At 77.4% G+C, this 23874-nt stretch carries 22 protein-coding genes; 13 read left to right on the forward strand and 9 right to left on the reverse strand.

The window, feature by feature from the left end:
• Positions 1-25 precede the first annotated feature (25 nt).
• Positions 26-1366, reverse strand: coding sequence for a DUF2252 domain-containing protein (locus ACIGHB_RS12125; protein WP_360316526.1), 1341 nt, complete (start codon positions 1364-1366; stop codon positions 26-28).
• Between the two features lie 182 nt (positions 1367-1548).
• Here ACIGHB_RS12125 and ACIGHB_RS12130 point away from each other — a divergent pair, with 182 nt between their 5' ends.
• Positions 1549-2394 carry a GntR family transcriptional regulator gene (locus ACIGHB_RS12130; protein WP_388867932.1) on the forward strand — a complete coding sequence of 282 codons (846 nt, stop codon included), beginning with the start codon at positions 1549-1551 and terminating at the stop codon, positions 2392-2394.
• A 19-nt stretch (positions 2395-2413) separates the two neighbouring features.
• Here ACIGHB_RS12130 and ACIGHB_RS12135 read toward each other — a convergent pair whose 3' ends face one another.
• Both ACIGHB_RS12135 and ACIGHB_RS12140 read right to left on the reverse strand, forming a co-directional pair.
• Entirely contained in the window at positions 2414-3952 is a 1539-nt protein-coding gene (locus tag ACIGHB_RS12135; RefSeq protein WP_399912059.1) for an amino acid permease, read from the reverse strand.
• A 122-nt stretch (positions 3953-4074) separates the two neighbouring features.
• Positions 4075-5058: a hypothetical protein gene (locus tag ACIGHB_RS12140; protein WP_360316517.1), complete on the reverse strand. Its 984-nt coding sequence runs from the start codon at positions 5056-5058 to the stop codon at positions 4075-4077.
• Positions 5059-5411: 353 nt separating this feature from the next.
• Between ACIGHB_RS12140 and ACIGHB_RS12145 the strand changes: the two genes are divergently transcribed.
• From ACIGHB_RS12145 to ACIGHB_RS12170, 6 genes are all read left to right on the forward strand, one after another.
• Positions 5412-6905: an FGGY family carbohydrate kinase gene (locus tag ACIGHB_RS12145; protein ID WP_399912063.1), complete on the forward strand. Its 1494-nt coding sequence runs from the start codon at positions 5412-5414 to the stop codon at positions 6903-6905.
• 236 nt (positions 6906-7141) lie between these two features.
• Entirely contained in the window at positions 7142-8581 is a 1440-nt protein-coding gene (locus ACIGHB_RS12150; RefSeq protein ID WP_399912066.1) for an FAD-dependent oxidoreductase, read from the forward strand.
• Positions 8578-9642: an FAD-dependent oxidoreductase gene (locus ACIGHB_RS12155; protein ID WP_399912069.1), complete on the forward strand. Its 1065-nt coding sequence runs from the start codon at positions 8578-8580 to the stop codon at positions 9640-9642. Before ACIGHB_RS12150 ends, ACIGHB_RS12155 begins: the two co-directional genes overlap by 4 nt.
• A 67-nt stretch (positions 9643-9709) precedes the next feature.
• Positions 9710-10183 (forward strand): NUDIX domain-containing protein, encoded by a 474-nt coding sequence (locus tag ACIGHB_RS12160; protein ID WP_399912072.1) that lies wholly within the window; start codon positions 9710-9712, stop codon positions 10181-10183.
• Between the two features lie 62 nt (positions 10184-10245).
• Positions 10246-10533 carry a hypothetical protein gene (locus ACIGHB_RS12165; protein WP_388869384.1) on the forward strand — a complete coding sequence of 96 codons (288 nt, stop codon included), beginning with the start codon at positions 10246-10248 and terminating at the stop codon, positions 10531-10533.
• Positions 10534-11271: 738 nt separating this feature from the next.
• A complete protein-coding gene (locus ACIGHB_RS12170) occupies positions 11272-12594 on the forward strand; it encodes a D-alanyl-D-alanine carboxypeptidase family protein (protein ID WP_399912077.1) in 1323 nt (440 codons plus the stop codon).
• Positions 12595-12621: 27 nt separating this feature from the next.
• Here ACIGHB_RS12170 and ACIGHB_RS12175 read toward each other — a convergent pair whose 3' ends face one another.
• Positions 12622-13230, reverse strand: coding sequence for a CGNR zinc finger domain-containing protein (locus ACIGHB_RS12175; RefSeq protein ID WP_399912079.1), 609 nt, complete (start codon positions 13228-13230; stop codon positions 12622-12624).
• A 57-nt stretch (positions 13231-13287) separates the two neighbouring features.
• On the opposite strand from ACIGHB_RS12175, the gene ACIGHB_RS12180 reads away from it, so the two are divergent.
• Positions 13288-14586, forward strand: coding sequence for an MFS transporter (locus tag ACIGHB_RS12180; RefSeq protein WP_399912082.1), 1299 nt, complete (start codon positions 13288-13290; stop codon positions 14584-14586).
• On the opposite strand, the gene ACIGHB_RS12185 is transcribed toward ACIGHB_RS12180, so the two are convergent.
• Complete coding sequence (locus ACIGHB_RS12185) at positions 14492-14722, reverse strand: DUF5133 domain-containing protein (protein ID WP_360320345.1); 231 nt, start codon at positions 14720-14722, stop codon at positions 14492-14494. The two genes, ACIGHB_RS12180 and ACIGHB_RS12185, sit on opposite strands and share 95 nt — an antisense overlap.
• A gap of 142 nt (positions 14723-14864) precedes the next feature.
• Here ACIGHB_RS12185 and ACIGHB_RS12190 point away from each other — a divergent pair, with 142 nt between their 5' ends.
• A complete protein-coding gene (locus ACIGHB_RS12190) occupies positions 14865-15902 on the forward strand; it encodes an NAD-dependent epimerase/dehydratase family protein (RefSeq protein WP_399912086.1) in 1038 nt (345 codons plus the stop codon).
• Between the two features lie 43 nt (positions 15903-15945).
• Here the strand turns inward: ACIGHB_RS12190 and ACIGHB_RS12195 are convergent, their stop codons facing one another.
• Together ACIGHB_RS12195 and ACIGHB_RS12200 are read right to left on the reverse strand one after the other, a co-directional pair.
• Entirely contained in the window at positions 15946-16833 is an 888-nt protein-coding gene (locus ACIGHB_RS12195; RefSeq protein WP_399912089.1) for a glutathione S-transferase C-terminal domain-containing protein, read from the reverse strand.
• 151 nt (positions 16834-16984) lie between these two features.
• Complete coding sequence (locus tag ACIGHB_RS12200; RefSeq protein ID WP_360320336.1) at positions 16985-17107, reverse strand: hypothetical protein; 123 nt, start codon at positions 17105-17107, stop codon at positions 16985-16987.
• A gap of 221 nt (positions 17108-17328) precedes the next feature.
• Between ACIGHB_RS12200 and ACIGHB_RS12205 the strand changes: the two genes are divergently transcribed.
• From ACIGHB_RS12205 to ACIGHB_RS12220, 4 genes are all read left to right on the forward strand, one after another.
• Positions 17329-17784 carry an Rrf2 family transcriptional regulator gene (locus ACIGHB_RS12205; RefSeq protein WP_360320333.1) on the forward strand — a complete coding sequence of 152 codons (456 nt, stop codon included), beginning with the start codon at positions 17329-17331 and terminating at the stop codon, positions 17782-17784.
• A gap of 244 nt (positions 17785-18028) precedes the next feature.
• Positions 18029-19339 (forward strand): acyl-CoA dehydrogenase family protein, encoded by a 1311-nt coding sequence (locus tag ACIGHB_RS12210; protein WP_399912093.1) that lies wholly within the window; start codon positions 18029-18031, stop codon positions 19337-19339.
• Between the two features lie 167 nt (positions 19340-19506).
• Entirely contained in the window at positions 19507-20439 is a 933-nt protein-coding gene (locus tag ACIGHB_RS12215; RefSeq protein WP_399912096.1) for a universal stress protein, read from the forward strand.
• A 182-nt stretch (positions 20440-20621) separates the two neighbouring features.
• Entirely contained in the window at positions 20622-21665 is a 1044-nt protein-coding gene (locus tag ACIGHB_RS12220; RefSeq protein WP_399912099.1) for a CAP domain-containing protein, read from the forward strand.
• Positions 21666-21672: 7 nt separating this feature from the next.
• On the opposite strand, the gene ACIGHB_RS12225 is transcribed toward ACIGHB_RS12220, so the two are convergent.
• On the reverse strand, positions 21673-23382 hold the full coding sequence (locus ACIGHB_RS12225; protein WP_399912102.1) for a sigma-70 family RNA polymerase sigma factor: 1710 nt from the start codon (positions 23380-23382) through the stop codon (positions 21673-21675).
• 133 nt (positions 23383-23515) lie between these two features.
• Positions 23516-23806 (reverse strand): hypothetical protein, encoded by a 291-nt coding sequence (locus ACIGHB_RS12230; protein ID WP_360320318.1) that lies wholly within the window; start codon positions 23804-23806, stop codon positions 23516-23518.
• Between the last annotated feature and the right edge of the window lie 68 nt (positions 23807-23874).

Here is a 23874-nt window from a genome sequence, read left to right on the forward strand (position 1 = left end):
CACCAGGGCGACGGCGGCTCCGGGGTCAGACCCCCGGGGCCGCCGTGACCATGCCGGCGGCGATCGCGGCGCCGAGGCTCGCGTAGTCGTCGGCGTTCTGCCCCGCGTAGGCGAGGGAGAAGTCGGCGACCGCGCGGTCGAAGACGTCGGAGGAGCCCAGGTAGGCGGCGATGGCGATGCGGTCGCCCGAGCGGGCGTGGGCGCGGGCCAGGGCGCGCCCGCACAGCCGGGCGTACTCCCGCAGCATCGAGGGGGTCATCGTCTCGACCTCGGCGGAGCCCTTCATGTCGCGCAGCTGGCGCCAGTAGAAGTGGCGCTCCTCGGGGCCGGTCATCCAGCCGAGGAAGATGTCGCTGGCGGCCTGGGTGAGGCGCTGGCCGCAGACGACGCGCCGGCCCTGGTGGGGGTAGGCGGTGGGCGGCAGGTACGCCTCCAGGACCGAGCGGCCCGCCTCCTTGATCTGGAGGATGAGCGGGTCGCGTTCGTCCCGGCCTTCGAGGAGGACGACGAAGCAGCGGGTGCCGACGCTGCCGACGCCGACGACCTTGCGGGCGGCGTCGCGGAAGCGGTAGCGGTCGAGGAGGAGGCGGCGCTCCTCGGAGAGCGAGCTGCGGTAGTCGCTGAAGATCTTGCCGAGGGTGACCCGGTCCAGATCGGCGACCCGCTCCAGGAGCGGCGGGTCCTCGGCGATCCGCCGGCCGCCGTCGCCGTCGGGGACGGTGAGCTTGTCGAGGGCCTGGAGGCTGGTGCGGCGGCGGGCCTTGGCGAGGCCGCGGGCCACCCGCTCGCGTTCGCGGCGGCGGACGAGGCCGGCCAGCTCGTCGGCGTCGATCCGCTCGTACCAGACGGTGAGCTCACCGAGCCCGGCGAGGCGCCGCATGGTGGTCCGGTACGACTCGGCGGCGACGAGCGCGGCGCGGTGGGCCTTGCTCCGGGAGCCGCCGTTCTGGAGTGCGGCGACGGTGACGCTGGCGGCAAGGCGCTTGACGTCCCACTCGAAGGGTCCGGGCAGGGTCTCGTCGAAGTCGTTGACGTCGAAGAGGAGCGCCCGTTCGGGTGAGGCGTAGACGCCGAAGTTGAGCAGGTGGGCGTCGCCGCAGAGCTGGACGGTGAGCCCGGTGTTGCGGGTGGCGGCGAGGTCGGCGGCCATGACGGCGGCGGCGCCGCGCAGGAACGCGAAGGGCGAGGCGGCCATCCTGCCGTACCGCACGGGCGCGAGGTCGGGCAGCCGGTCGGCGGCCTGGCGCTCCAGGACGGTCAGCGGGTCGGGGCGCTGGGAGCTCGGTATCCAGCGCCCGTGCGAGGAGCGCGGGACCCGCTTGCGGGCCGCGCGGCCACGGTGGGCGTGCTCCGAGGGCGTCGTCATCCGGCCTCACCCCTGTTCCGCCGCCGGCATCGGCCGGTCCTGTCGCCTGGTCCCCATTACAGGGTGCGGCGCGGGTTTCGGCCACTCTGCACGGCCGCCCTAGCGAAATGGTTTAGACCAATGATAGGAATTGATCACCCATACGGCCCACGCTGTCACGCTGAGCGAAGAAGGGGTTGATCATGGCCGTACCCGAAGCCGTACCCGATTCCCGGCCCGATTCCCAGTTCGGGCTCCGGCCCGTCCACCGGCCCGATTCCCGGCCCGAGTCCGATCCCCCCGACGGGGAGGTCCCGCGCTATCTGAAGGTCGCCGCCGCCCTGAGGGACGATCTCGCCCGCAGGGCTCTGGTCCCCGGCGGCCGGCTCCCCTCGGAGCGTTCCCTGGCGCAGCGGTACCACGTGAACCGCCAGACCGTCCGCAGCGCGCTCCAACTGCTGCGCGAGGAGCGGCTGGTGGTCACCGACCGGCGCGGCACCTTCGCCGCGGCCGGGGCGGAGCCCGAAGGGGCCGCGCCGCCCGGACCGCCACCGGCGCCGTGCGCCGCGCGGCCCGTCTTCCCGGGCGGTCCGCGCGCGGCGGAGGCCCTGGTGCGGGCCTCGCTCGGCTGGGAGCCACCGCCCGCGGGGCTCGCCTCGCGGCTCCACCTGGCGCCGGGCGAGCCGACGCTGGTCCACCGTCACCGGGTGCTGGCCCCGCAGGGCCGGGAGCTCCAGCGGGCGGTGTCCTGGTTCTCCCGGCCGGCCCTGGACGAGATCCCGCAGCTGGCCCGCTACCGGCGGGCCCGGCCCTGCGTCAGCCAGCCCGATCTGCGGCTGCTCTACCACTGGATGCACCAGGCGGGGCTGCGGGCCACCCACCGGGAGTCGGTCCGGGTGCCGGCCGGCGCCGCGGGGACGACGGCGGGCGGCGCGGCCCGGCTGAGCGTCCACCGGGTGGTGAGCGATCAGCACGGGCACGTCCTGGAGGTCACGGACATCGACTTCTCGGCCCAGGAGGCGGCCTGGACGTACGAGTACAGCCTCTGACCGCCCGGACCCGCGGCCGTCAGACGATCCCCTCCGCGATGTCCGCCTCCTCGCGGGCGCTGCCGCCGTACGGCGTCGGCGTGCCGTACGAGCGCCGGGCGACGTACCACCAGACGGTCGCCAGGAGCAGGACGACGGCGAGGGCGATCACCGCGTAGTTCATGGTGTCGACGGTCACCGGACTCTTCTGGGGCAGGCAGAAGAGGACGGTCACCACCGCGACCCAGCCGACCGCGACCATGCCGATCGGCCGGCTCCAGCGGCCGAGGCTCCACGGGCCGGGCGTGAAGGCGCGCCCGGCCCGCAGCCGCAGGTAGATCGGGATGGCGTAGGCGGGGGTGATGCCGATGACGTTGATCGCGGTGACCGCGCCGTACGCGGTGGCCGAGTACAGCGACGGCAGGGCGATCACGGCGGCGGCGCCGACGGAGAGCCAGACGGCCGGGACGGGGGTCCGGGTGCGGCGGCTGACCTTCCGCCAGGTGGCGGAGGCGGGCAAAGCGTTGTCGCGGCTGAACGCGAAGACCATGCGGCTCGCGGCGGCGACCTCGGCGTTGCCGCAGAACAGCTGGGCGACGATGACGACCAGGAGCAGGGCGGTGGCGCCGCCGGTGCCGAGGGCGTCGAGGAAGATCTGGGCGGGCGGGACGCCGGTGGCGGTGCCGACGGTGCCCGCGTAGTCCTGGATGGCGAAGGTGAGCCCGGCGAGGAGCGCGAAGCCGGCGATCCAGGAGACCCAGATGGCCCGGACGATGCCCCTGGCCGCCGTGACGGAGGCGTTGGCGGTCTCCTCGGAGAGGTGGGCGGAGGCGTCGTAGCCGGAGAAGGTGTACTGGGCGAGGAGCAGCCCGATCGCGGCGACGTAGAACGGGTTGGCCCAGCCGGTGTCGTTGACGAACTCGGTGAGGACGAAGCCGGCCGACTGGTGGCGGTCGGGGACGATCGCGAGCGCGCCGACGATCACGGCGACGCCGGCCAGGTGCCACCACACGCTGATCGAGTTGAGCACGCTGACGAGGCGGACGCCGAAGAGGTTGAGGACGGCGTGGAGCAGCAGGATCACCAGGAAGATCAGGAAGGTGGAGCCGGGGGTGGGCGTGAAGCCCCACTGGAGGTTGAGGAAGGCGCCGGTGAAGAGGGCGGCGCCGTAGTCGATGCCGGCGATGGCGCCGAGCAGACCGAGCAGGTTGAGCCAGCCGGTGTACCAGCCCCAGCGGCGCCCGCCGAGCCGGTCGGCCATGTAGTAGAGCGCCCCGGAGGTGGGGTAGGCGCTGGTGACCTCGGCGAGGGCGAGGCCGACGCAGAGGACGAAGAGGCCGACGCCGGCCCAGCCCCAGAGCATGACGGCCGGGCCGCCGGTGCCGAGCCCGAAGCCGTACAGGGTCATGCAGCCGGAGAGCACGGAGATGACCGAGAAGCTGATGGCGAAGTTGCCGAAGCCGCCCATCCGGCGGGCCAGCACCGGCTGGTAGCCCAGCTCGCGCAGCCGGGCCTCCTCGTCGGGTAACGCGTCGGCGGACGGCTTGCGGGGCGCGTCCGTGGGGGCGGTGCGGGACATCGGGGAACCTCCGGGGGACGGGAAGGGACGGAGCGGAACGGACTGGGCTGGGCTGGGCTGGGCTGGGCTGTCGGAAGGCGACCGGAGAGGCAACCTCGGTCCGCCGCCGGGGCGTCGCCGGCTCAGTCGGCGAGGCAGCGGGCGCGGGCGCGCAGGAAGACCTCCTCGGCGAGGGCGCGGTCGTCCGGGCGCGGGGTGCGGTCGGCCCAGGGCACGGGCGTGTAGTACGGGCCGAGGGCCTCGAAGACGCGGGCCGCGTCGGGGAAGCGCAGCGCGCCGTAGAGCGCGTGCGCCAGGTGGTTGAGGTCCGGCTGGGACGCCTCGGGCACGGCGCAGAAGAGGAACCAGGAATCCATCGCCCGGCGCGCCTCGCGCACCGCGTCCTCGGCGACCCAGTGCAGGTCGAGCGCGTGCTGGTGGCCCTTGTCGCGCCGGTAGCGTTCGACCCGCACGTAGAGCGGAAGGGCGTGCAGGGCGGAGCCCCGGGGAGCCGTGGAGGCCGCCCACTGGGCGAAGTTGACGGCCTCGGACAGCGGCCCGTCGCGGCGCGCGTAGAGGTACTGGAGCATGCGGTGGTACGCCTCGCGGTTGTACGGGTCCCGCTTCTCGGCCTCGGCGAGCAGCCCCCAGGGGCCGGGCGGCAGCATCGGCGCGGGCGGCGGGACGCGGTGGTCGGGGCCCGGCCGGCGGGCGTCGAGGGCGGCGAGGGCGAGGAGCCCGATCCAGGGCACCGGGTCGGCGGGGGCGTGGTCGGCGGCCACCCGGCAGGCGTCCCACGCCTCCCGGAGGAGCACGCGGGTGCCGGCGTGCGCCGCGCGGTGGGCGCGGACCGCGCGTTCGACGGCGACCCGGCCGTGCATCACGGCCGCGGCGGGGCTCGCGGGCTCCTCGGCGCGCCAGGCGTGGACGACGTCGGTGCCGGCGGCGACGGTGGCGAGGATCTGCGTGCGGCGGGTCCACTCGTCCCAGCGCTCCCCGTCGGCCGTCTCCTCCAGGAGCCGTGCCATCTCGCCCCAGCGGCCGGTGCGCAGGTCCTGGAGCGCGTGGCGCAGGGCGTGGTCGTGGCCCGCCGGGTGGAAGACGGGCCGGAAGCCGCCGCCGGGCATCAGCGGACGGTGCCGGGCGGGGCGGGCCGGGCGGTGGGCGTGGTCATCGGTCCTCGGTCGGGCGCGGGCGGTCGGCGAACGGCCCGCGGTCCGTCGGCGAGCGGCGCCCACTATAGGCGCGACCGAAGGTGATCGTCCGGATCATCTTCTTGACCGCAACTATCAGGCCAGCGACCGCCTTTGACGTGTCGCCGGGTGGGGGCCGCCGACCTGACGGCTTCGTCCGGGAGGACTTGACGGGCCGCCGTCCGCCCGCGAACCTGACCCCTTTCCGTGACCGGACGATCACCCGGCGGCGGCCCGGCGGGCCTCCCCCGGGCGCGTCCGGCGGACCCCAGGACGGGAGCAGGTTCATGACGGGCGGCCCGGTACTCGCCGTCGACCAAGGCACCTCCGGCACGAAGGCGCTCGTCCTGTGCCCCCTGCGCGGTGTCCTCGGCACCGGCACCGCGCCGGTCAGACCGCGCCATCTGCCGGGCGGACGGGTCGAGGTGGACCCCGGCGAGCTGTACGGTTCCGTGGTCGCGGCGGGCCGCGCGGCACTCGCCGAGGCGGGCGTCCCGGTGGTCGCCGTGGGCCTCGCCAACCAGGGCGAGACGGTCCTCGCCTGGGACCCGGCCACCGGCGAACCCCTCACCGACGCGCTGGTCTGGCAGGACCGCAGAGCGGCCGGCCTGTGCGCGGAACTGGCGCCCCACGAGGAGGAGCTGACCGCGCTGACGGGCCTGCCCGTCGATCCCTACTTCGCCGCGCCGAAGATGGCCTGGATCCGTCGGCACGCGACCGGCGCCGGGGTGGTGACGACGAGCGACGCCTGGCTCGTCCACCGGCTGACGGGCGCCTTCGTCACCGACGCGGCCACCGCGGGCCGCACCGGGCTTCTCGATCCGACCGCCGTCGCCTGGTCCGCGCCCGCCCTCGACCTCTACGGGCTCGGCGGCGAGCGGCTGCCCCGGATCGTCGACTGCGACGAACCGGTCGGCACCACCACGGCGTTCGGCCCCCGCCTCCCCCTCACCGGGCTCGTCGTCGACCAGCAGGCCGCCCTCCTCGCGCAGAGCGCCACCGCGCCGGCCGCCGCCAAGTGCACCTACGGCACCGGGGCGTTCCTGCTCGCCCGCACCGGGCCCGTCCCCCGCCGCACCACCACCGGACTCGTCGGCTGCGTGGCCTGGCGGCTGCGGGGCCGTACCGAGCACTGCCTCGACGGGCAGGTGTACACGGTCGCGTCCGCCGTCCGCTGGCTCACCGACCTCGGGGTCGTCTCCGGCGCGGGAGACCTGGACGCCGTCGGCGGCTCGGTGCCCGACAGCGGCGGCGTCACCTTCGTCCCCGCCCTCGCCGGGCTCGCCGCCCCCTGGTGGCGCGGCGAGGCCCGTGGCACCCTCACCGGCCTCGGGCTCGACACCGGCCGCGGGCAGCTGGTGCGGGCCCTGGTCGAGGGCATCGCCGCGCAGGTCGTCGAGCTCGCCGCGGCGGCCGCCACCGACCGGGGCGCCCCGCTCGACTCCCTGCGCGCCGACGGCGGCCTGACCCGCTCGGCCCTCCTCATGCAGACCCAGGCGGACCTGCTCCAGCTGCCGGTGGAGGTGGCCGTGCTGCCGGACGCCACGGCCCTCGGCGTCGGCGCGACGGCCCGCCTCGGGCACGAACCGGGGCTCACCGTGCCGGAGGCCGTACCGCCCTGGAAGCCGTCCGCCGTGTACGAACCCGCCATCTCGGCGGACGAGGCGGCGGAACGCCTCGGCCGCTTCCGCGCCGAAGTCGCGGCCCTGCTGACCCGCCCCGCGCCCCACGGCGGGGACCCCCGCCCGGGGACGCCGGGGACGCCGGGGACGCCGGCGTGACCCGGAGCGGGCGACGCCCGGCGGGCGGCACGGAGGACACCCGCTCCGGGCGCGCCGGCGGACGCGGGGCGCTGCCGGGCCGGGCGGGGCGCGCGCGGGACGGCGGCGCGGCCTCACAGGGAGGGACCGGGTCCGCCGGGGACGGCCCCGGGCACGACGGACGACGCGGGGCGCTGCCGGGACCGGCCGGGGAAGTGACGGGACCGGCCGGGGAAGTGACGGGACGGGCCGGGGAGGTGACCGGACGGGCCGGGGAGGTGTTCGACGTCGTCGTCGTGGGGGCCGGGGTCGTGGGGTGTGCGATCGCCCGCGCGCTCGCGCGCTACCGGCTGCGGGTCGCGCTCGTCGAGGCCGCGGACGACGTCGGCGAGGGGACCTCCAAGGCCAACACCGCGATCCTCCACACCGGCTTCGACGCCACTCCCGGCACCCTGGAGGCCGGTCTCGTCCGCGCGGGCCACCGGCTCCTCTCCGGCTACGCCGCCGAGGCAGGGATCCCCGTCGAGCCCGTCGGCGCCCTGCTCGTCGCCTGGGACGAGGAGCAGCGGGCCGCGCTCCCCGGCCTCGCCGCCAAGGCCGCCCGCAACGGCCACCACGCCACCCGGATCCTCGGCGCGGCCGAACTCCGCCGCCGCGAACCCCACCTCGGCCCCGGCGCGCTCGCCGCGCTCGCCGTGCCCGGCGAGTCGGTGATCTGCCCCTGGACCACCACCCTCGCCTACGCCACCCAGGCGGTCCGCTCCGGCGTCCGCCTGCTGCGCGGCCGCCGGGTGACGGGCGTCGACACCGCCCCCGGAGGTCCCCACCGGCTGACGACGACCCGCGGCCCGCTCACCGCCCGGTACCTGGTCAACGCCTGCGGACTGTACGCCGACCGCTTCGACGCGCTGCTCGGCGTCCGGGACTTCACCGTCACGCCCCGGCGCGGCCAGCTGCTCGTGTACGACAAGGCCGCCCGCGCGCTCGTACGGCACATCCTGCTGCCCGTCCCCGGCCCGCTCGGCAAGGGCGTCCTCGTCGCGCCCACCGTGTACGGGAACGTGCTGCTCGGCCCGACCGCCGAGGACCTCGGCGACCGCACCGCGACCGGCACCACCGCCGGCGGTCTCGCCGGGCTGCGGGAGCGGGGCGCCCGGATCCTGCCGGCGCTCGTCGAGGAGGAGGTGACGGCCGCCTACGCCGGGCTGCGGGCCGCCACCGGCCAGGAGGACTACAAGTGCGTCGCCCGCCCCGCGCTCCGGTACGTCACGGTCGGCGGGATCCGCTCCACCGGCCTTTCCGCGTCCCTCGCGCTCGCCGAACACGTCCTCGGGCTGCTCGCCGAGTGCGGACTGCGGACCGGTCCTGAGCGCCCGCTCGCGCCGGTGCGGATGCCGAACCTCGGCGAGGCGTTCCCCCGCCCGTACCGGGACGCCGGCGCCATCGCCCGCGACCCCGCCTTCGGCACGGTCGTCTGCCACTGCGAGCACGTCACCCGGGGCGAGGTGCGGGCCGCGCTCTCCTCGGACATCCCGCCGGCCGGTCTCGACGGGCTGCGCCGCCGCACCCGCGCCGGCGCCGGACGCTGCCAGGGCGGCCACTGCCGGCCCGCCCTGCGCGCCCTCTTCGAGGAGTACGGGACGTACGGGATGTATGGGGCTCACGGGACGTACGGGAAGGGGGACGAGGACCGGTGAACCGGCAGCCCACACAGGAACGGAACGCCCGCGCGGTCGACGTGCTGGTCGTCGGCGCGGGCCCGGCGGGGCTCGCCGCGGCGGCCCGGCTCGCTGCGGCGGGCGCCGGCCGGGTCGAGGTCCTGGAGCGGGAGCCGGAGGCGGGCGGCGCGCCCCGCCACTGCGTCCGCCCCGGGTTCGGCGCGGACGCGCGGGGCCGCGCCCTGGACGGCCCCGGTTACGCCCGGCGGACGGTCCGCGCGGCCTTGCGGGCGGGCGCCGTGCTGCGTACCGGCGTGTCGGTCACCGGCTGGGCGGGCCCGCTCCGCCTGGAGACGACCGCGCCCACCGGCCTTGAGACGATCGCCGCCCGGGCGGTGGTCCTGGCGACCGGAGCGCGCGAACGGGCCCGCCCGGCCCGGCTGCTGCCGGGGACCCGCCCCGAGGGCGTGCTGACGACCGGTGAGCTCCAGCGGACGGTGGCCCTCTTCGGGCCGCGCCCGGAGCGGATCGGGCGGCGCGCCGTGGTCGTCGGCGGCGGTCCGGAGGCCGGACACGCCGTCCGGTCGCTGCGGAGCGCGGGCGTCACGGTCGCGGCCGTGGTGTGCGAGGAGGCGCGGCCGCCGGCCGGAGTCGGGGGCGTCCCCGTGCTCACCCGGACGGTGGTGACGGAGGTGACGGGGCGGGGCAGGCCGACCGGGGTGACGGTACGCGGCCGGGACGGGCGGACGCGCACGGTCCGGTGCGACGCGCTCGTGCTCACCGGCGACTGGATCCCCGAGCACGAACTGGCCCGCTCGGGCGGCCTGCCGCTCACCCCCGGCACCCGGGCCCCCTGTGTGGACGCGGCCCTGCGGACCGGCGTGCCGGGCGTGTTCGCGGCGGGCGGCCTCCTGCACGGCGGCACCCCGGCGCTCCGCGCCGCCGCCGGGGGCCGCGCGGTCGCCGACGCGGTCCTGACCCACCTGGCCGGTCCCGCCGGCCGGGCCGGACCGCCGCCGGAGCCGGCGAACCTCACGGGCCTCGCCCCGGCGCCGCCTCCGCCCGGGGCGCCGACCGCGCCCCGTACCGGCGGGTCCTGACCGCCGGCCAGGACCTGCCGGTCCCTCAGCGCGCGCGTGGGCGCGGCGGCGCGGGCAGACTGGCGGCATGACGGCCACACGCAGCGCGGGTCTGCTGCTCTTCCGGCGGACGGGCGGCGGGATCGAGGTGCTCATCGGGCACATGGGCGGGCCGTTCTGGGCGCGCCGGGAGGAGGCCGCCTGGTCGGTGCCGAAGGGCGAGTACGGGCCGGAGGAGGCACCGGAGGACGCGGCCCGGCGCGAGTTCCGGGAGGAGCTGGGACTGCCCGTCCCGGACGGCGACTGGCTCGACCTCGGGGAGGTCCGGCAGGCGGGCGGCAAGACCGTCACCGTGTGGGCGGTGGAGGGCGACCTCGATCCGGCGGCCGTCGTGCCCGGCACGTTCACCATGGAATGGCCGCCCCGTTCGGGCACCACGGCCGAGTTCCCGGAGGTGGACCGGGTGGGCTGGTTCACCCCGGAGGCGGCGGAGCCGCTGCTCGTCACGGGCCAGCGGGCGTTCCTGGAGCGGCTCGTCACGCGGGTGCGCGGGCGGGCCTGAGGGGCATTGTCAGACCCGTACGAGAGGGTGGGGTGCGTCAAGCCGTCGAGAGGGAGCCCGACATGACCACCATCACCGCCACCGAGCGCGCCGCGGCCCAGGCGTATCTCCGCCTCCTCGAATCCACTCAGGCCGTGCTGACGGATCCGCGCCTCGCCCCGTACGCGGGGGTGATGCTGACGAACCCCATGGCGGAGGCCGACGAGGCGCTGCGCGCGGCCGGCCTCTCGGGGAACGAGGACCGGCTGCTCCGCCTCGTCTCCACCCTGCGCGCCTCCCCCACGCCACCTCCCGGCGGCCCGACCCCCGGCGCGACGATCCCCACGGCGGACTGGGGCCGCCGCGCCTGAACCGGCGCCCCACGCCTGAACCCCCGGCCCACGCCTGAACGGGCGCCCCCGCGCCTGAACCCCCGGCCCACGCCTGAACGAGCGCCCCCGCGCCTTGAACGGCCGCCCCGCGCCGGCCCCGCGCACGCGACGGCCGCGCCGGGCCGGCGGACGGGGGTGGGCGGGGGGGCGGGCGGCCGGCCGGCAAGGGCCAAACGGACGGCGAGCGGCCGGGGGGCGGCGCGGCCGGACGCACGGCGGGGGCCGGAGGGCAGCGCCCGGGTGAGCGGCGGGGGCCGGACAGACGGCCGGCGGCCGGGGGCAGCGCGGCCGGGCGAGCGGCGGAGCCCGGAGGGCAGCGCCCGGGCGAGCGGCGGGGGCCGGACAGACGACGAGCGGCCGGGGGGCAGCGCGGCCGGACGCACGGCGGAGCCCGGAGGGCAGCGCCCGGACAGCCGGCGGGGGCCGGACGGACGGCGAGCGGCCGGGGGGGGCAGCACGGCCGGACGCACGGCGGAGCCCAGAGGGCAGCGCCGGGCGAGCGGCGGGGGCCGGACGGACGGCGAGCGCCCGGGGGCGGCGTGGCCGGGCGGACGGGGGCGGCGCGGCCGCGCGGACGGGGGGGCAGTCGGGTGGTGGGGGTGGCGTTCGTACGACCACCCGACCGGCGGCACGACGCGCCGCTCGACGTCGCGTTCTTTGGGCCGGGTGGCGGACTCCGTCCGGCGCGCTTGCCCGCCGCGTTCCTACGGTGGCTGAATGATCGTCACGTCAGCCCTTCGCCATGCCGCCGCGGGCTCCGCCGCGATGCTGCTCGTGCTCTCCGCCCCCGTGGCCGGCGCCGCGACCCCGCCCCGTGCCCCGGCCGCCGCCCCCGCTCTCGGAGCGGGCTCCGTCACCGAACCGACCCCTCCCGCGCGGCGGTTCGTCGACCAGACCCGGCTCGACCGGGCCGGGACCCAGGTGCAGCCCCTGGCCGGCGCGCCGGACGTGCCCTCCGTCTCGGCGCTGTCGTGGGTGGTGGCCGACGCGGGGACCGGCGAGGTGCTCGCCGCGCGTTCGGCGCACCGGAAACTGCCGCCGGCCAGCACGCTCAAGACCCTGTTCGCGCTGACCGCGCTGCCGTACCACGAGGGGTCCGAGCAGCACACGGTGGCCGACGAGGAACTGATGGGGATCGGCGAGGGCAGCAGCCTCGTCGGCATCAAGGAGGGGTACACCTACCGCGTCTCCGACCTGTGGAACGGCGTCTTCCTGAGCTCCGGCAACGACGCCGTGCGCGTCCTCGCGTCGATGAGCGGCGGCTGGGAGTCGGTGGCCCGCCAGATGCAGGACAAGGCCCGCTCGCTGGGGGCCAAGGACACGCACGTGGTCTCCCCGGACGGGTACGACGCGCCGGGCCAGGTCTCGTCCGCGTACGATCTGGCCGTCTTCGGCCGCGCCGGTGTCCAGGACCCGGAGTTCACCCGCTACTGCTCGACCGCGTACGCCGACTTCCCGGCGGGCTCGTGGTCGTACGGCATCGCCAACACCAACCGTCTCGTCACCGGCGAGGACGGCATCGGCCGCTACCCGGGCATCATCGGCATCAAGAACGGCTACACCAGCAACGCGGGCAACACGCTCGTCGCCGCCGCCCGGCGGGGCGAGCGCACCCTCGTCGTGTCGGTGATGAACCCTCAGTCGGGCGGCGGGCTCGCCGTGTACGAGGAGGCCCGCGACCTCCTCGACTGGGGCTTCGAGGCGGCGGGCAAGGTCCGGCCGGTCGGCTCGCTGCTGCCGCCGAAGTCGCCGAAGCCGGAACCCGAGCCCGAGACGCTGCCCGAACCGAACGCGGAACCGACGGCGGAACCGACGGCGGAACCGAAGGCGGAGACCGAGCCGGTGGACGCTCGGGCGGTGTCGGTACGCGGCGGGGCCGGCGCGCCGGGCGCCGCGCAGGCCGCCTCCGCGGCCCGGACCGCCGCCACGGTGGAACCCTCGGCCCAGGGCCCGTCGGTGACGCTGCCGCTGGCGCTCGTCGTCTCGGCCTGCGCGGCGGCGCTCGTCGTGTGGAGCTGGCGCCGCCGGGTGCGCGCCTGACGGCCCTCCCCGGGGTACGACGCCGGATCAGGTCGCGTCCGCCACGCCCCCGGCCGGGTGCCGGCCCGCGCCGGGGGCGGCCGTCGGCGTGCGGGAACGCCGGTGCGCGGCCACCCGCTCCCGGGTGGCGCAGCGGCGGGAGCAGTAGCGGCGCTCGGGCCCGCTGCCGTGGGCGACGAACACGTTCCCGCACGCCGGGGAGGCGCAGGTCCGGCCCGGCGGGGCCTGCCGGTCCCAGAGGAGGAAGGTGAGCGCCAGACAGCCGGAGGCGAGGAACCACGGGGTCCAGGGCGCGACGTCGTCGGCGTCCGCGTGCGGGTGCCAGGGGGCGCTGCCGCCGTGCGAGGTGAGCCGGAGGGGGCCGGTGTGGGCGGCGAGCAGGGAGTTGAGGAGCGCGGCGGCCTCGTCGGCGGAGCCGGCGGCGAACACCTCCCGCAGGTGCGCGGCGGCGCCCCGCAGCAGGGTGACCTCCTCGTCGGTCACGGCGGCCGGCGGGGGCTCGCCGTGCGCGAGGAGCACGGCGGTGACCTCGCGGGGGCCGGCCGTCGGGTCGGCCAGCGCGTTCACGAGGGCCGCGGTGCGCAGGGCCATGGCGACGGCGGAGTGCCGGGTGGACCGGTCGGGAAGGACGGGCATCGGCCGAATGTAACGCATATTGCGAGGTTTTGAGTTACCTCCGTAGCCTCGGGCGCCATGCGCACCCGTCCGCGAACCGCCCGTCTCCCGTCCGCCGCCGCCCATCTCCCGTCCGCCGCCGCCCATCTGACGGGGGCGCTGGCGGCCAGGACCGGGGACGAGATGTCCGGTCCGGCCCTCGCCCTCGCCGGGTTCGCCGCCGTCGGCTCGACCTCGGGGGCGGGGACGCTGCTCGCCTGCGTGACGGTCTCGGCGGCGGTGGGCGGCCCCCTGCTCGGCGCGCTCCTGGACCGGGTCCGCCGGCCGGGCCGGCTCCTGGCCGCGGCGCTCTCCCTCCACGCGGCGGGGCTCGGGGCGATCCTGCTGGGGCTCGGCCGGCTGCCGTTCGCGGTGACGGCGCTGCTCGCGGTGGTCGCCGGGCTGGCGGGTCCGGCGCTCTCGGGCGGCTGGACCGCGCAGCTGCCCCGGATCGCGCCCGCCGACCGGATGCCCCGTCTGCACGGGCTCGACGCGCTGACGTTCTCCCTCGCGGCGCTGGCCGGTCCCGCGCTCGCCGGCGGCGCCGCGCTGCTCTTCGGGGCGCCGACGGCGGTCGTCCTCGCGGCGGCCCTGGTCGCGACGGCGGTACCGGTCGCCTGGTCGCTGCCCGCCGCCGCGCCGGACCACCGCCCGCCCGGTCGGCGGCCTCCGGGCCGCCGGGGCGGGGGCGGCGTCGTGGCCGTGTTCCGGCGGGGCCCGCTGCTGCGGGCGACGGTCACCTCGGTCGGCTGCGCCACCGCGCAGGGTGTGGTCGCCGCCTGTCTCCCGGTGCTCGGGGCGCGGGCGCTGGGGGGTTCGGGGCGGGGCGCGCTGCTGCTCTCGGTGGCGGCGGCCACCGCCCTCGCGGCGACCGCGCTGCACGCCAGGTGGCCCCGCGCGGTGCCGCCGGGGCGGGTGCTGTGGGGCGGAGCCCTGGTGCAGGCGGGCGCGTGGGCGCTGGCCGCGACGGGCGGGCCGGTGGGCCTCGTGGCGGCGTTCGCGGTGGCGGGCGCAGCCGAGGGCCCGCAGCTGACCGCCCTGTTCGCCGTCCGGCACGAGGAGACCCCGCACGGGCTGCGCGGCCGGGTGTTCACCACCGGCGCCGGCCTGAAGATCACCGGCTTCGCGGTGGGCGCGGCGGTGGCGGGGCCGGTGGCGGCCCGGTCCGTTCCGGCGGCGCTGCTGCTCGCGGCGGTGGTCTGCGCCGTGTCGGCGCTGCCGTACGCGCGGGACCGGGACGGAGTCAGAGCGGCGACCGAGGAACCCGGGCGGCGGTCCGCGGGGCGACGTACCGTTCGGCGGCGCGGAGGGCTTCCGGGGTCGAGCGGACGCCCATGAGCACGCACAGCGTGTACGCGGTGTCCTCGAAGCGGCGGCGGAGGGAGAGGTCGCCGGGGGCGCCCTGGACGGTGCGTTCCTGGGCGCGGTAGTGCCGGAGGAGCCGTTCGACGGTGTTGCGGTCGGGCAGCAGCATGGGTTCCTCCGTGGCGGCCCCCGTCTCGTGCGTCGCTTCATGGTGCGCGTGACGGCCCACCCGCGCGACCCCTGCGGTCACGCTCGGTCACGCCGGGTGGGTCGAGGTGCGGGGACCGCCCGAATGGCGGAGGGTCGAAGACATGAACCCGAGTACGCGACTCAGGGTGGTCGTCACGGGCGCCACCGGCAACGTGGGTACGAGCGTGGTGCGGGCACTGGCCCGCGACGAGCAGGTCGGTTCCGTCCTGGGGCTCGCCCGCCGGCTGCCGGAGCTGCGGCTGCCGGGCGTGGAGTGGGCCGCCGTGGACCTGTCCGACGACGGCGACGAACCCCGGCTCGCCCACTACGTGGCCGACGCCGACGCGGTCGTCCACCTGGCGTGGCGCTTCCAGCCGACGCACGACCCCGTGGCGACCTGGCACACCAATGTGCAGGGCACGCTGCGGGTCTGCGCCGCGGTCGCGGACGCCCATGTGCCGGCGCTTGTCTGCGCCTCCTCGGTGGGGGCGTACTCCCCCGGCCCGGAGAGCGGCGCGCCGGTCTCCGAGGCATGGCCGACGCACGGCTGGCCGGGCGCCGCCTACAGCCGGGAGAAGGCGTATGTGGAGCGGGTCCTGGACACCTTCGAGCGCGACCATCCGCAGACGCGGGTGGTCCGGATGCGGCCGGCGTTCCTGTTCAAGGAGGAGGCGGCGAGCGAGCAGCGCCGGATCTTCGCCGGCCGCTTCCTGCCCGGGCAGCTGGTCCGGCCCGACCTGCTGCCGGTGCTGCCGGAGTTCGAGGGGCTGCGCTTCCAGGTCCTGCACACCGACGACGCCGCCGACGCCTATCTGCGGGCCGTGCTGAGGGATGTGCGGGGCGCGTTCAACCTGGCGGCGGAGCCGGTGGTGGACGCGGCGCTGCTCGGCGAGCTGTTCGGGGCGCGGCCGGTGCGGGTCCCGGCGGGCGCGGTGCGGGGCGCTCTCGCCGCCGCCTGGCACCTGCGGCTCGCCCCCGCCTCCCCCGGCCTGTTCGACCTGCTCCGCCACGCTCCGGTGATGTCCGTCGCCCGTGCGCGCGAGGAGCTGGAGTGGACCCCCAGGGCGAGCTCGGTGGAGGCCCTGGAGGCGTTCCTGCGCGGGGTGCGCTCCGGCGCGGGCGACGACACGGCGCCGCTGGCCGGCCGCCGCGCCGCCTGATCCCCAGCCCTGGTGCGGCGGGGTTCCCTCGTACGGCGGGCCGTCAGCGGACCGTCGTACCCGCCGCGTCCCAGTCGACGATCCGGATCGCCGCGCCGGCCGCCTCCCGCCCCGTGCAGTGGGCGCGGTGGCGGCGCAGCACGGCGTCCACGTCGAGGTGGCGGGCGAACGCCGGGTGGGCGGCGAGCCGTTGGGCGTACGCCCAGAGCGCGCGGTGCCCGGCGACGCGGTGCAGGGCCGCGGCGTCCAGGTGCCAGCGGTGGACGGTGTCGAGACGCACCAGCGCGCCCCACACGTGCACGTCGGCGAGGGTCGGGGCGGACCCGAGGAGGTACGGCCGGCCGGTGAGCCGCGCGTCGAGGGCGGCGAGGGCGCCGAAGAGCGTGCCGAGAGCCCGCTCCGCCTCGCGCCGGGCGCCGGCCTCCGGGTCGAGGCCGAGCGAGCCGGCGCGCTGTGCGGCCCGGTGGACGCCGTCCGCGCAGAGCGCGGCGAGGGCCTCGATCTCCTCGCGGTGCTCCTCCGGCAGCAGTTCGGGCCCGTCGCCCCGGAAGCGGAGGGCGAGGTCGCGGAGGATGTCGGGGGCGTGGGTGCTGACGATCCGCCCGGTCCAGGTGTCGGCGAGGACGGGTGCGGCGGCGGGCCCCGTGTAGAGGTGGGCGCTGGCCTCGTAGAGCGGGCGCAGCCGGGCGTACGAGCCGTCGGCGGCGTCGGGGAGTTCGGGGAGGAGCCGCAGCGGGAGGGTGGCGTCGAGACCGAGGAGTCCGTGGGTGACGGCGATGCCCAGACAGACGGGGTCGGCCGGGGCGAGGTGGAGCCGGTAGCGGTGCGGCACGGCGTAGTGGCCGCTGTCGGCGCTGCGGCCGATCCGGCCCCGGAAGGCGGGCGCGGCGGAGCCGGCGGGCAGCAGGGAGGAGGGGACGACGACGGGCATGGTGCTCCCAGGGTGGCTCGGCGCTGGGTCCGCGCGGGCTTCGCCGAGGCGTACGGGAACGCCCGCGCGGCGGCAGCGGAGTGACGGGAAGGGGGAGAGGGAGAGGGAGGCCGAAGGGGGAAAGGGGCGGCCGTGGCGCGAACGTGCGCGGTCAGGCCGCGCTGCAGACGCGCAGCAGGTCGATATGGCGGCGCGAGGTGAGGGCCAGGAGGCGCGGCAGGGGACGCGGCGAGGGGCGGGCCGTCCGGCCGTCGAACCCGTCGCCGTGCAGCATGCGATTCCCTACCCGTCCGCTCGGATTCCCTGCCCCGAGTGTCGGACCGGCGGCGGACGCCGTCAAGGGCGCGGACAGGACCGGCCGGTGGCGTTCCCGCCCGGCCGTCCGGCCGCGGCCACCCGGCCGGACGCGGCGCGGAGACACCCCGCACCGGCGTGTGCGGGACCCGGGCGACCGGTGCCGGGCACCCCTCGGAGCCGTACGGAATAATGCGCCGCATGCGCATTTCAGCCAGGGCCGATTACGCCGTGCGGGCCGCCCTCCAGCTCGCGGCCGCCGAGGACGGCGGGCCGTTGAAGGCGGAGGCGATCGCCGAGGGGCAGGGCATCTCGCACAAGTTCCTGGAGGGGATCCTCGGCGACATGCGCAAGGGCGGCCTCGTGGAGAGCCAGCGCGGCGGGCGCGGCGGCTACTGGCTGGCGCGGCCCGCGGAGACCATCTCGGTCGCGGATGTCATCCGCTGCGTGGACGGGCCGCTGGTGTCGGTGCGCGGCCAGCGCCCGCCGGACCTGTCGTACACGGGCCCCGCCGAGTCGCTGCTGCCGCTGTGGATCGCGCTGCGGTCCGGCGTCCGAGAGGTGCTGGGCGTCTCGCTCGCGGAGGTCGCCTCGGCCCGCCTGCCCGCCGAGATCGCCGCACGGGCGGACGACCCGGAGGCGTGGACGAACCCCTGAGGGGTGCCCCCGCGTGCCTCGCGGTGCCGTCACCGGCACCCGGCGCCGAGCCGACCCGCCGCTCAACCCTGGGCCTCCCGCGCCGACTTGACGCCGTCCCGCCCACCGAAACACCCCGATCCACATAGCGGACACCCCTTGGGGCCCACGGGCTCCCTCTGCCACTATCCCTAGTGATCCAGTGGGATTACATCGGCGGCATGCCGCTGTGCCGTTGAAGCGACGGGGAAGCAGGTGGGGTGGGATGAGCACGCAGCAGACGGCGCCGAGGGACGACACGCTCTGGCGGCGGGTCGTCCGGGAGCTCGCCGACGATCTGGCCGTCGACGCGCACGCCCGCGACCGGGCCGGCGAGACCCCCCTCGACGAGGTCGAACGACTCCAGGAGGCCGGGCTCCCCGCCTTCCTCACCGCCGCCGACCCGGCGCTCTCCGGCGGACACGGCGCCGATCTGCGTACCGCGTGTTCCGCCGTACGGGAGCTGTCCGCCGCCGACAGTTCGGTCGGCGAACTCCTGGCCCACCACTACGCCCTGTCCTGGACGAGCCGCTTCCTCGCCGGCCCCGGCGGCCGGGCCGCCGGAACCTTCCCGCGCCTCGACGCCCGTACGGCGGCCGAGGGGTGGCTCCTCGCCGGGGCGACCGAGCCCGTGCCGCCCGGCGCGGCGAGCGCTGCCGCAGCCGGTGCCGCCACGGCCTCCGGCCTCACCCTCACCCGGGTCGACCGGGGCGGCTGGCTGCTCGACGGCCGGCGCGCCTTCGACTCCGCCGTGACCGTCGCCGACCGGCTCGTGGTCGCCGCCCGCCCGGCCGGCACCGGCGATCTGCTGGTGGTCCTGGTGGACCCGGCCCACCCGGGCGTGTCCGCCGAGGCCGCGGCCGACCGGGTCGGGCAGCGGCTGACCGGCGCCGGCACGGTCTCCTTCGACCACGTGCCCGTCCCCCGGGCCCGGGTGCTCGGCCGCCTCCCGGCCGACGAGCACACCGTGGCGCCGTTCACCACGCTCGCGCCGCTGGTGCTCCGGCTGCTCCTCGTGCACGTGGCGCTCGGCATCGCGGAGGGCGCGCTCGCCGAGGCCCGCGACGTGAACCGGTCGGCCGCCCCCGAGCACGGCCGCGCACCCGAGGACGGCGTGCGCGCCCACGCCCTCCCGGACCAGGGGGACGACCCGTACCTGCTGCTCTCTTACGGGGAGCTGGCGACCGCCGCGCACACCGCGGCCGCCGTCGCCGAACGCGCCACCGACGCCCTCGCCGGCGGACTGCGCGCCGGCTGGTCCCTCGGCGTCGAGGAACGCGCCGACCTCGCGGTCCTCGTCGCCGCCGCCGAGACCGTCACCGGCCGGGCGGCGGTCCGGCTGACCAGCCGGATCCTGGAACTCGTCGACGGCGCCCCGCCGGCCGCGCCGGGCGCCGGGGGCGGCGGCCCCGGCTTCGACCGCTTCTGGCGCAACGCCCGTGCCCTCACGGCCCGCACCCGCCCCTCCCACCGGCTCCGCGACATCGGCGACCACTACCTCAACGGCACCCACGCCCGCCTGGCCCGCAGCGCCTGAGCGAGCCCCGCACCAGGTCGGGCGGGGGGGGCTGGGCCCTGGGACGGACGGACCGGCATGTCGGGACCTCCGACCCTCATCCGGAACGGCCCATGGGCCCAAGCTGGAGGGAGAGCACGGGCCGGCCGCCGGGCCGGGCCCGCCGCCACGACCAGGGAGGACGTCAGATGAGTCGCGAGGCCCACGAGACCGGAGCAGGCACCGGCGAGGCGCGGGAGTCCCGAGCGGGCCGGGAGATCGTGGCCGGGGTGGACGGTTCGCCGGAGAGCCTGGCCGCCGCCGACTGGGCCGCGCGCGAGGCGCGGCACCGGGGCGTTCCGCTGCGGCTCGCGCACGCCTGGCGGTGGGAACCGCTCGACCTGCCGCTCGTCCAGGACCGCGCGTCGCAGGAGCGGGCCGCCGAGGAGGTGGTCCGCGCGGCGGAGGCGGAGATCGCGGAACGGCACCCGGAGGTGCCGGTCGCCTCCGAGGTGCTGGCCGACACACCGGTCTCCGCGCTGCTCGGCACGATCGACGACGCCGAGATGCTGGTCATCGGCTCGCGCGGACACGGCGCGGTGGCCGGCTTCCTGCTCGGCTCGTACGGGCAGCAGGTCATCGCCGCCGCGACCCGCCCGGTGGTCGCCGTGCGCGCCCGCGACGACCGGGCCGCCGAACCGCCCACCGGGGAGATCCTGGTGGGCCAGCAGGGCGGCCCGGAGGACAGCGAGGCGGTCCTGCGGTTCGCCTTCGAGACCGCGGCCGCCCGGGGCGCCGCCATCCGCGCGGTGCGGGCCTGGAGCCTGCCGCCGCTCTTCGCGTACAGCCCGACGTCGCTGCGGCTCGCCGACGACGCCGGCGGCCTCGTGCCCTTCGAGGAGAAGGCGCTCCGCGAGGCGCTGGCGCCGTGGCGCGAGCGGTACCCGTACGTGCCGGTGACCGAGCACGTCGAACTCGGCAGCGCCGGCCAGGTCCTGCTCACCACCTCCGGCGCGGCGCAGCTCCTGGTGGTGGGCCGCCGGGCGAAGCGCGGGGCGCTCGGGCAGCGGATCGGCTCGGTGGCGCACGCGGCGCTCCATCTGGCGCCGTGCCCGGTGGCGGTGATCCCGCAGGGCGGCTGAGCGGGTACGCGTCCGGCGAGCGCGTCAAGTCGGTGCGGCGGGTTGACTCACGGAGTTGACCCGCCGGGTTGACGTGGGGTGTCGGGGCGGCGGAGCACGGAAAGCCTTGACCCCGTCGCCCCGGTGGCCCGAACGGCGGGCCACCGGACCGGAGGGCGACGCAGGCGAGAGAGCGGAGCCCCATGCGGTACGACGACCCCGACCCTTCCGACCCCCGCGCCCACCCCCGCCCCGACCCGTCCACCCCCCTCGGACACCCCCGCCCCGACCCGTCCGCCCCTCTCGGACACACCCGCCCCGACACGCCCCCACCCGGCGCCCCGACGCCCGGCACGCCCGCGTCCCGCACCCCCTCGCCCGACGCCCCCGACGCCCCCGACGCCCCCGACGCCCCGGAGACCCAGGACACCCACGACGCCGACGAGCCCGGCGTCCCCGCCTCCGCCCCCTCGGCCCCCGCCCCCGCCCCCTCCCCCGCCTCCGGCCGTCACCGCCGCGGCGGGCCGGCCCGCCGCCGCGCGCTCCACCGCGTGCTCCGCCGCCCGTCCTTCCCGGCGGCCGTCCTCGCCGCGGGCACGACCGCCGCCGCCGTCACCGTCCTTCTCGGTCTGTACGCGGCCACCCCGCCCTCCTCCCCCGCTCCCCGCGCGGCCGGGCCCTCCGCGCCCGGGGTCCGGCCCCCCGCCCTTCCCACTCCGGCCCCCGCCTCGCCCGGCGCCCGCGCCAAGGCCCGCCTCGACCCGGCCGCGTTCCCGGGCGACGGCGCCGGCAGGCCGGACGGCGGGCTCGCCCCGCAGACGGGATCCGTCGTCGCCGCCCCGGTCAGCGCGCCGGCCCGCGCGTCCCGCTACGTCCAGGACGTCGTCGCGCTGGCCAACGCCGAACGGGACCGGGCCGGCTGCGACCCGCTGCGGACCGAGGCGCGGCTCGCCAAGGCCGCCCAGGCGCACGCCGACGACATGGCCGCCCGCGACTACTACGCCCACGCCAGCCCGGAGGGGCGCGACGGCGGCGACCGGATCACGGCCTCCGGCTACACCTGGTCGGCGTGGGGCGAGAACATCCACAAGGGGCCCAAGACCCCGGAACTGGCCATGGACGGCTGGTTGGAGAGCCCGGCCCACCGGGCGAACATCGTCAACTGCGGCTTCCGTGACATCGGGGTCGGTGTCGCCCTGACCGCCGACGGGCCGTGGTGGGTACAGGACTTCGGGACCGAGGGCTGACGTCCGCTCAGTTCGCGGGCGCGGCCAGCTTCTGCACCCAGACCGTGCCGTCAGGGCCGGGCACCGCCGCCACGCCGGTGTCGCGGTAGGAGCAGTCGAGCAGGTTGCGCTCGTGGCCGGCGTCGTCCCGCCAGCTCTCCACGACGGTCGCGGGGTCCCGCTGGCCCTGGGCCAGGTTCTCCGCCCAGGCCGACCAGTCGTAGCCGGCCTCGGTCATGCGGCTGTCCGCGAACTCGCCCTCGGGGCTGGCGTGCCCGTAATAGCCGCGGGCCGTCATGTCCTGGGCGTAGGCGCGGGCGGCGGCCGTCAGCCGGGCGTCGGTGCGCAGCGGTCCGCATCCCGCCTCCGCCCGCAGCCGGTTGACCAGCTCCGTCACCCGCTCGCCCGGGTCGGCCGGGGGCGGTGGGGTGGTTCGGGTCGGGGTCGGGGGCGCGGTGGTGGGCGTGCGGGTGGGCGCGGGGCGGGTGGCGGCCGGGGTGGTGGTGCTCGGCGCGGGCTCGGGTGTGGGCGGCGGGGTGGTCACGGGGGGTGCGGCGGCCGGCGGGGGCGGCGTGGGGCGGGGGTCGCTCGCTTCGGGGAGGGTCAGCACGAGCACGCCGAGCACGGCGACGGCGGCGACACCGGCCGTTCCCGCCCGGCGCCCGAGGGTCCAGTAGGGGGCGGCGTGCCCGCCGGATCCGCCCGTGGCCGGCGCGCCGGGCAGGGCCTGCGGGTCGGGCAGGGCCGGCTGCCCCGCTGTCGCACCGGCCGGGCCCGTCGCGTCGACAGCGCCCGTCGCGTCGACAGCGCCCATCACCTCGCCCGCCCCCGACGACTCGGCCAGGCCCGTCACCTCGGCCGCCCCCGACGGCTCGACCAGGCCCGTCGGTTCGGCCGCGGCCAGGGGTTCCGCCGTACCGGCCGGTTCCGCCGCGTACGCCGGGTGCGTTCCGGCGTCGAGGAGGGCTGCGGTGACGGGCGGGACCAGGCCGATGCCGACCAGCAGGCCCTCGACGGGGGCGAGGCCGCGGCGGGCGCGGCCGGTCGCGCAGGTGCGGCACTCGCGCAGGTGGCGGGCGAGCCGCTTGCGCCACAGCGGGGACGGCCGGCCGTCCCACGCGGTGAGGACGGTTTCGAGGCCGGGGCAGCGGGGGCGGGCGTCGAGGGCTCCGACGACGGCCCGGCCGGTCTCCAGGCGCTCCTTCATCCGCTGGACGCGGACGGCGGCGTGGGCCGGGTCGAGGGCGAGGGCCTCGGCGAGTTCGGCGCGGGTGAGTTCGCCGGCGGCCTCCAGCCACCACAGCGAGAGGAGTTCGCGGTCGTCCCCGTCGAGCCAGCGGGTGGCCCGGGCGACGTCGCGGCGCTGTCCGGTGAGGCCGAGGCGGAGGATGGTGAGGTCGGTGAAGTCGCCGGCCGGGTCGGCGAGGTCGACGGCCCGGTCGAGGCCGGGGACGGGTGCCTGCCAGCGTTCCCGCCAGCGGCGGCGGACGCCGTTCATGGCGATGGCGACGAGCCAGGACCGGAAGCGGGCCGGGTCCCGCAGCGCGGGCAGCCCGTCGAGGGCGCGGACCAGGGTCTCCTGGACGACGTCGTCGGTGTCGGCGTGCCCGTCGAGGGCGCGCCCCACCACGTTGTGGACGAGCGGCAGGCAGGCGCGTACCAGTTCGTCCCTGGCGTGCGGATCGCCCGCGCGCGCCGCCTCCACCAGGGCGGTGGTGCGCTGCTCGTCGCTGTGCATGGATGGTGCTCCCTTGTCCCCGGTCCGCGTCCCCGTCCTGGTGGAGACCCGAGGGGCCGGGTAGGGATAACACTTTTTTCGCTCGGGGGTCCGGCCGGTGGCCGCCGTGACGGCCGGCCGGCGGACCGGGGCGCTAGCCGGTCGGGTGCGGCAGGCGTGGGACCGTGGCCCCGTGGCCCTCCCGGACGGCTTCCACGACGGCGTCGTGGAGTTCTCGGCTCTCCTCCTCCGAGGAGCAGGGGACGGGACTGCCCGACATGGTGAACCAGTCGGAGGCGCCGCTGTACTGCACGGCCACACGTGCCTCACCGTCGACGAAGGTCGTGTGCACGGTCAGGTCGCCCGTGACGATTCCGCCCTCGACGGTCAGCACCCCACCACGCCCGGTGTAGACACCGGCGGTCGTCCAAGATGCCCAGCTCATGCCCTCCAGGGTCACACCCGGATGGCCTACGCGCCACCGACGGGACAGCCCCGGCCGGAATCGTTCCG

Origin of the sequence: Streptomyces sp. NPDC085460 (assembly GCF_044541975.1) — a bacterium.
In the GTDB taxonomy this organism is placed as follows: Bacteria; Actinomycetota; Actinomycetes; order Streptomycetales; family Streptomycetaceae; genus Streptomyces.

Bases quoted from the DNA above. Each gene is read 5' to 3' on its own strand.
- ACIGHB_RS12125 (WP_360316526.1), bottom strand. From the start codon at position 1,366: ATGACGACGCCCTCGGAGCACGCCCACCGTGGCCGCGCGGCCCGCAAG.
- ACIGHB_RS12130 (WP_388867932.1), top strand. From the start codon at position 1,549: ATGGCCGTACCCGAAGCCGTACCCGATTCCCGGCCCGATTCCCAGTTC.
- ACIGHB_RS12135 (WP_399912059.1), bottom strand. From the start codon at position 3,952: ATGTCCCGCACCGCCCCCACGGACGCGCCCCGCAAGCCGTCCGCCGAC.
- ACIGHB_RS12140 (WP_360316517.1), bottom strand. From the start codon at position 5,058: ATGCCCGGCGGCGGCTTCCGGCCCGTCTTCCACCCGGCGGGCCACGAC.
- ACIGHB_RS12145 (WP_399912063.1), top strand. From the start codon at position 5,412: ATGACGGGCGGCCCGGTACTCGCCGTCGACCAAGGCACCTCCGGCACG.
- ACIGHB_RS12160 (WP_399912072.1), top strand. From the start codon at position 9,710: ATGACGGCCACACGCAGCGCGGGTCTGCTGCTCTTCCGGCGGACGGGC.
- ACIGHB_RS12165 (WP_388869384.1), top strand. From the start codon at position 10,246: ATGACCACCATCACCGCCACCGAGCGCGCCGCGGCCCAGGCGTATCTC.
- ACIGHB_RS12170 (WP_399912077.1), top strand. From the start codon at position 11,272: ATGATCGTCACGTCAGCCCTTCGCCATGCCGCCGCGGGCTCCGCCGCG.
- ACIGHB_RS12175 (WP_399912079.1), bottom strand. From the start codon at position 13,230: ATGCCCGTCCTTCCCGACCGGTCCACCCGGCACTCCGCCGTCGCCATG.
- ACIGHB_RS12180 (WP_399912082.1), top strand. From the start codon at position 13,288: ATGCGCACCCGTCCGCGAACCGCCCGTCTCCCGTCCGCCGCCGCCCAT.
- ACIGHB_RS12185 (WP_360320345.1), bottom strand. From the start codon at position 14,722: ATGCTGCTGCCCGACCGCAACACCGTCGAACGGCTCCTCCGGCACTAC.
- ACIGHB_RS12190 (WP_399912086.1), top strand. From the start codon at position 14,865: ATGAACCCGAGTACGCGACTCAGGGTGGTCGTCACGGGCGCCACCGGC.
- ACIGHB_RS12195 (WP_399912089.1), bottom strand. From the start codon at position 16,833: ATGCCCGTCGTCGTCCCCTCCTCCCTGCTGCCCGCCGGCTCCGCCGCG.
- ACIGHB_RS12200 (WP_360320336.1), bottom strand. From the start codon at position 17,107: ATGCTGCACGGCGACGGGTTCGACGGCCGGACGGCCCGCCCCTCGCCG.
- ACIGHB_RS12205 (WP_360320333.1), top strand. From the start codon at position 17,329: ATGCGCATTTCAGCCAGGGCCGATTACGCCGTGCGGGCCGCCCTCCAG.
- ACIGHB_RS12210 (WP_399912093.1), top strand. From the start codon at position 18,029: ATGAGCACGCAGCAGACGGCGCCGAGGGACGACACGCTCTGGCGGCGG.
- ACIGHB_RS12215 (WP_399912096.1), top strand. From the start codon at position 19,507: ATGAGTCGCGAGGCCCACGAGACCGGAGCAGGCACCGGCGAGGCGCGG.
- ACIGHB_RS12220 (WP_399912099.1), top strand. From the start codon at position 20,622: ATGCGGTACGACGACCCCGACCCTTCCGACCCCCGCGCCCACCCCCGC.
- ACIGHB_RS12225 (WP_399912102.1), bottom strand. From the start codon at position 23,382: ATGCACAGCGACGAGCAGCGCACCACCGCCCTGGTGGAGGCGGCGCGC.
- ACIGHB_RS12230 (WP_360320318.1), bottom strand. From the start codon at position 23,806: ATGAGCTGGGCATCTTGGACGACCGCCGGTGTCTACACCGGGCGTGGT.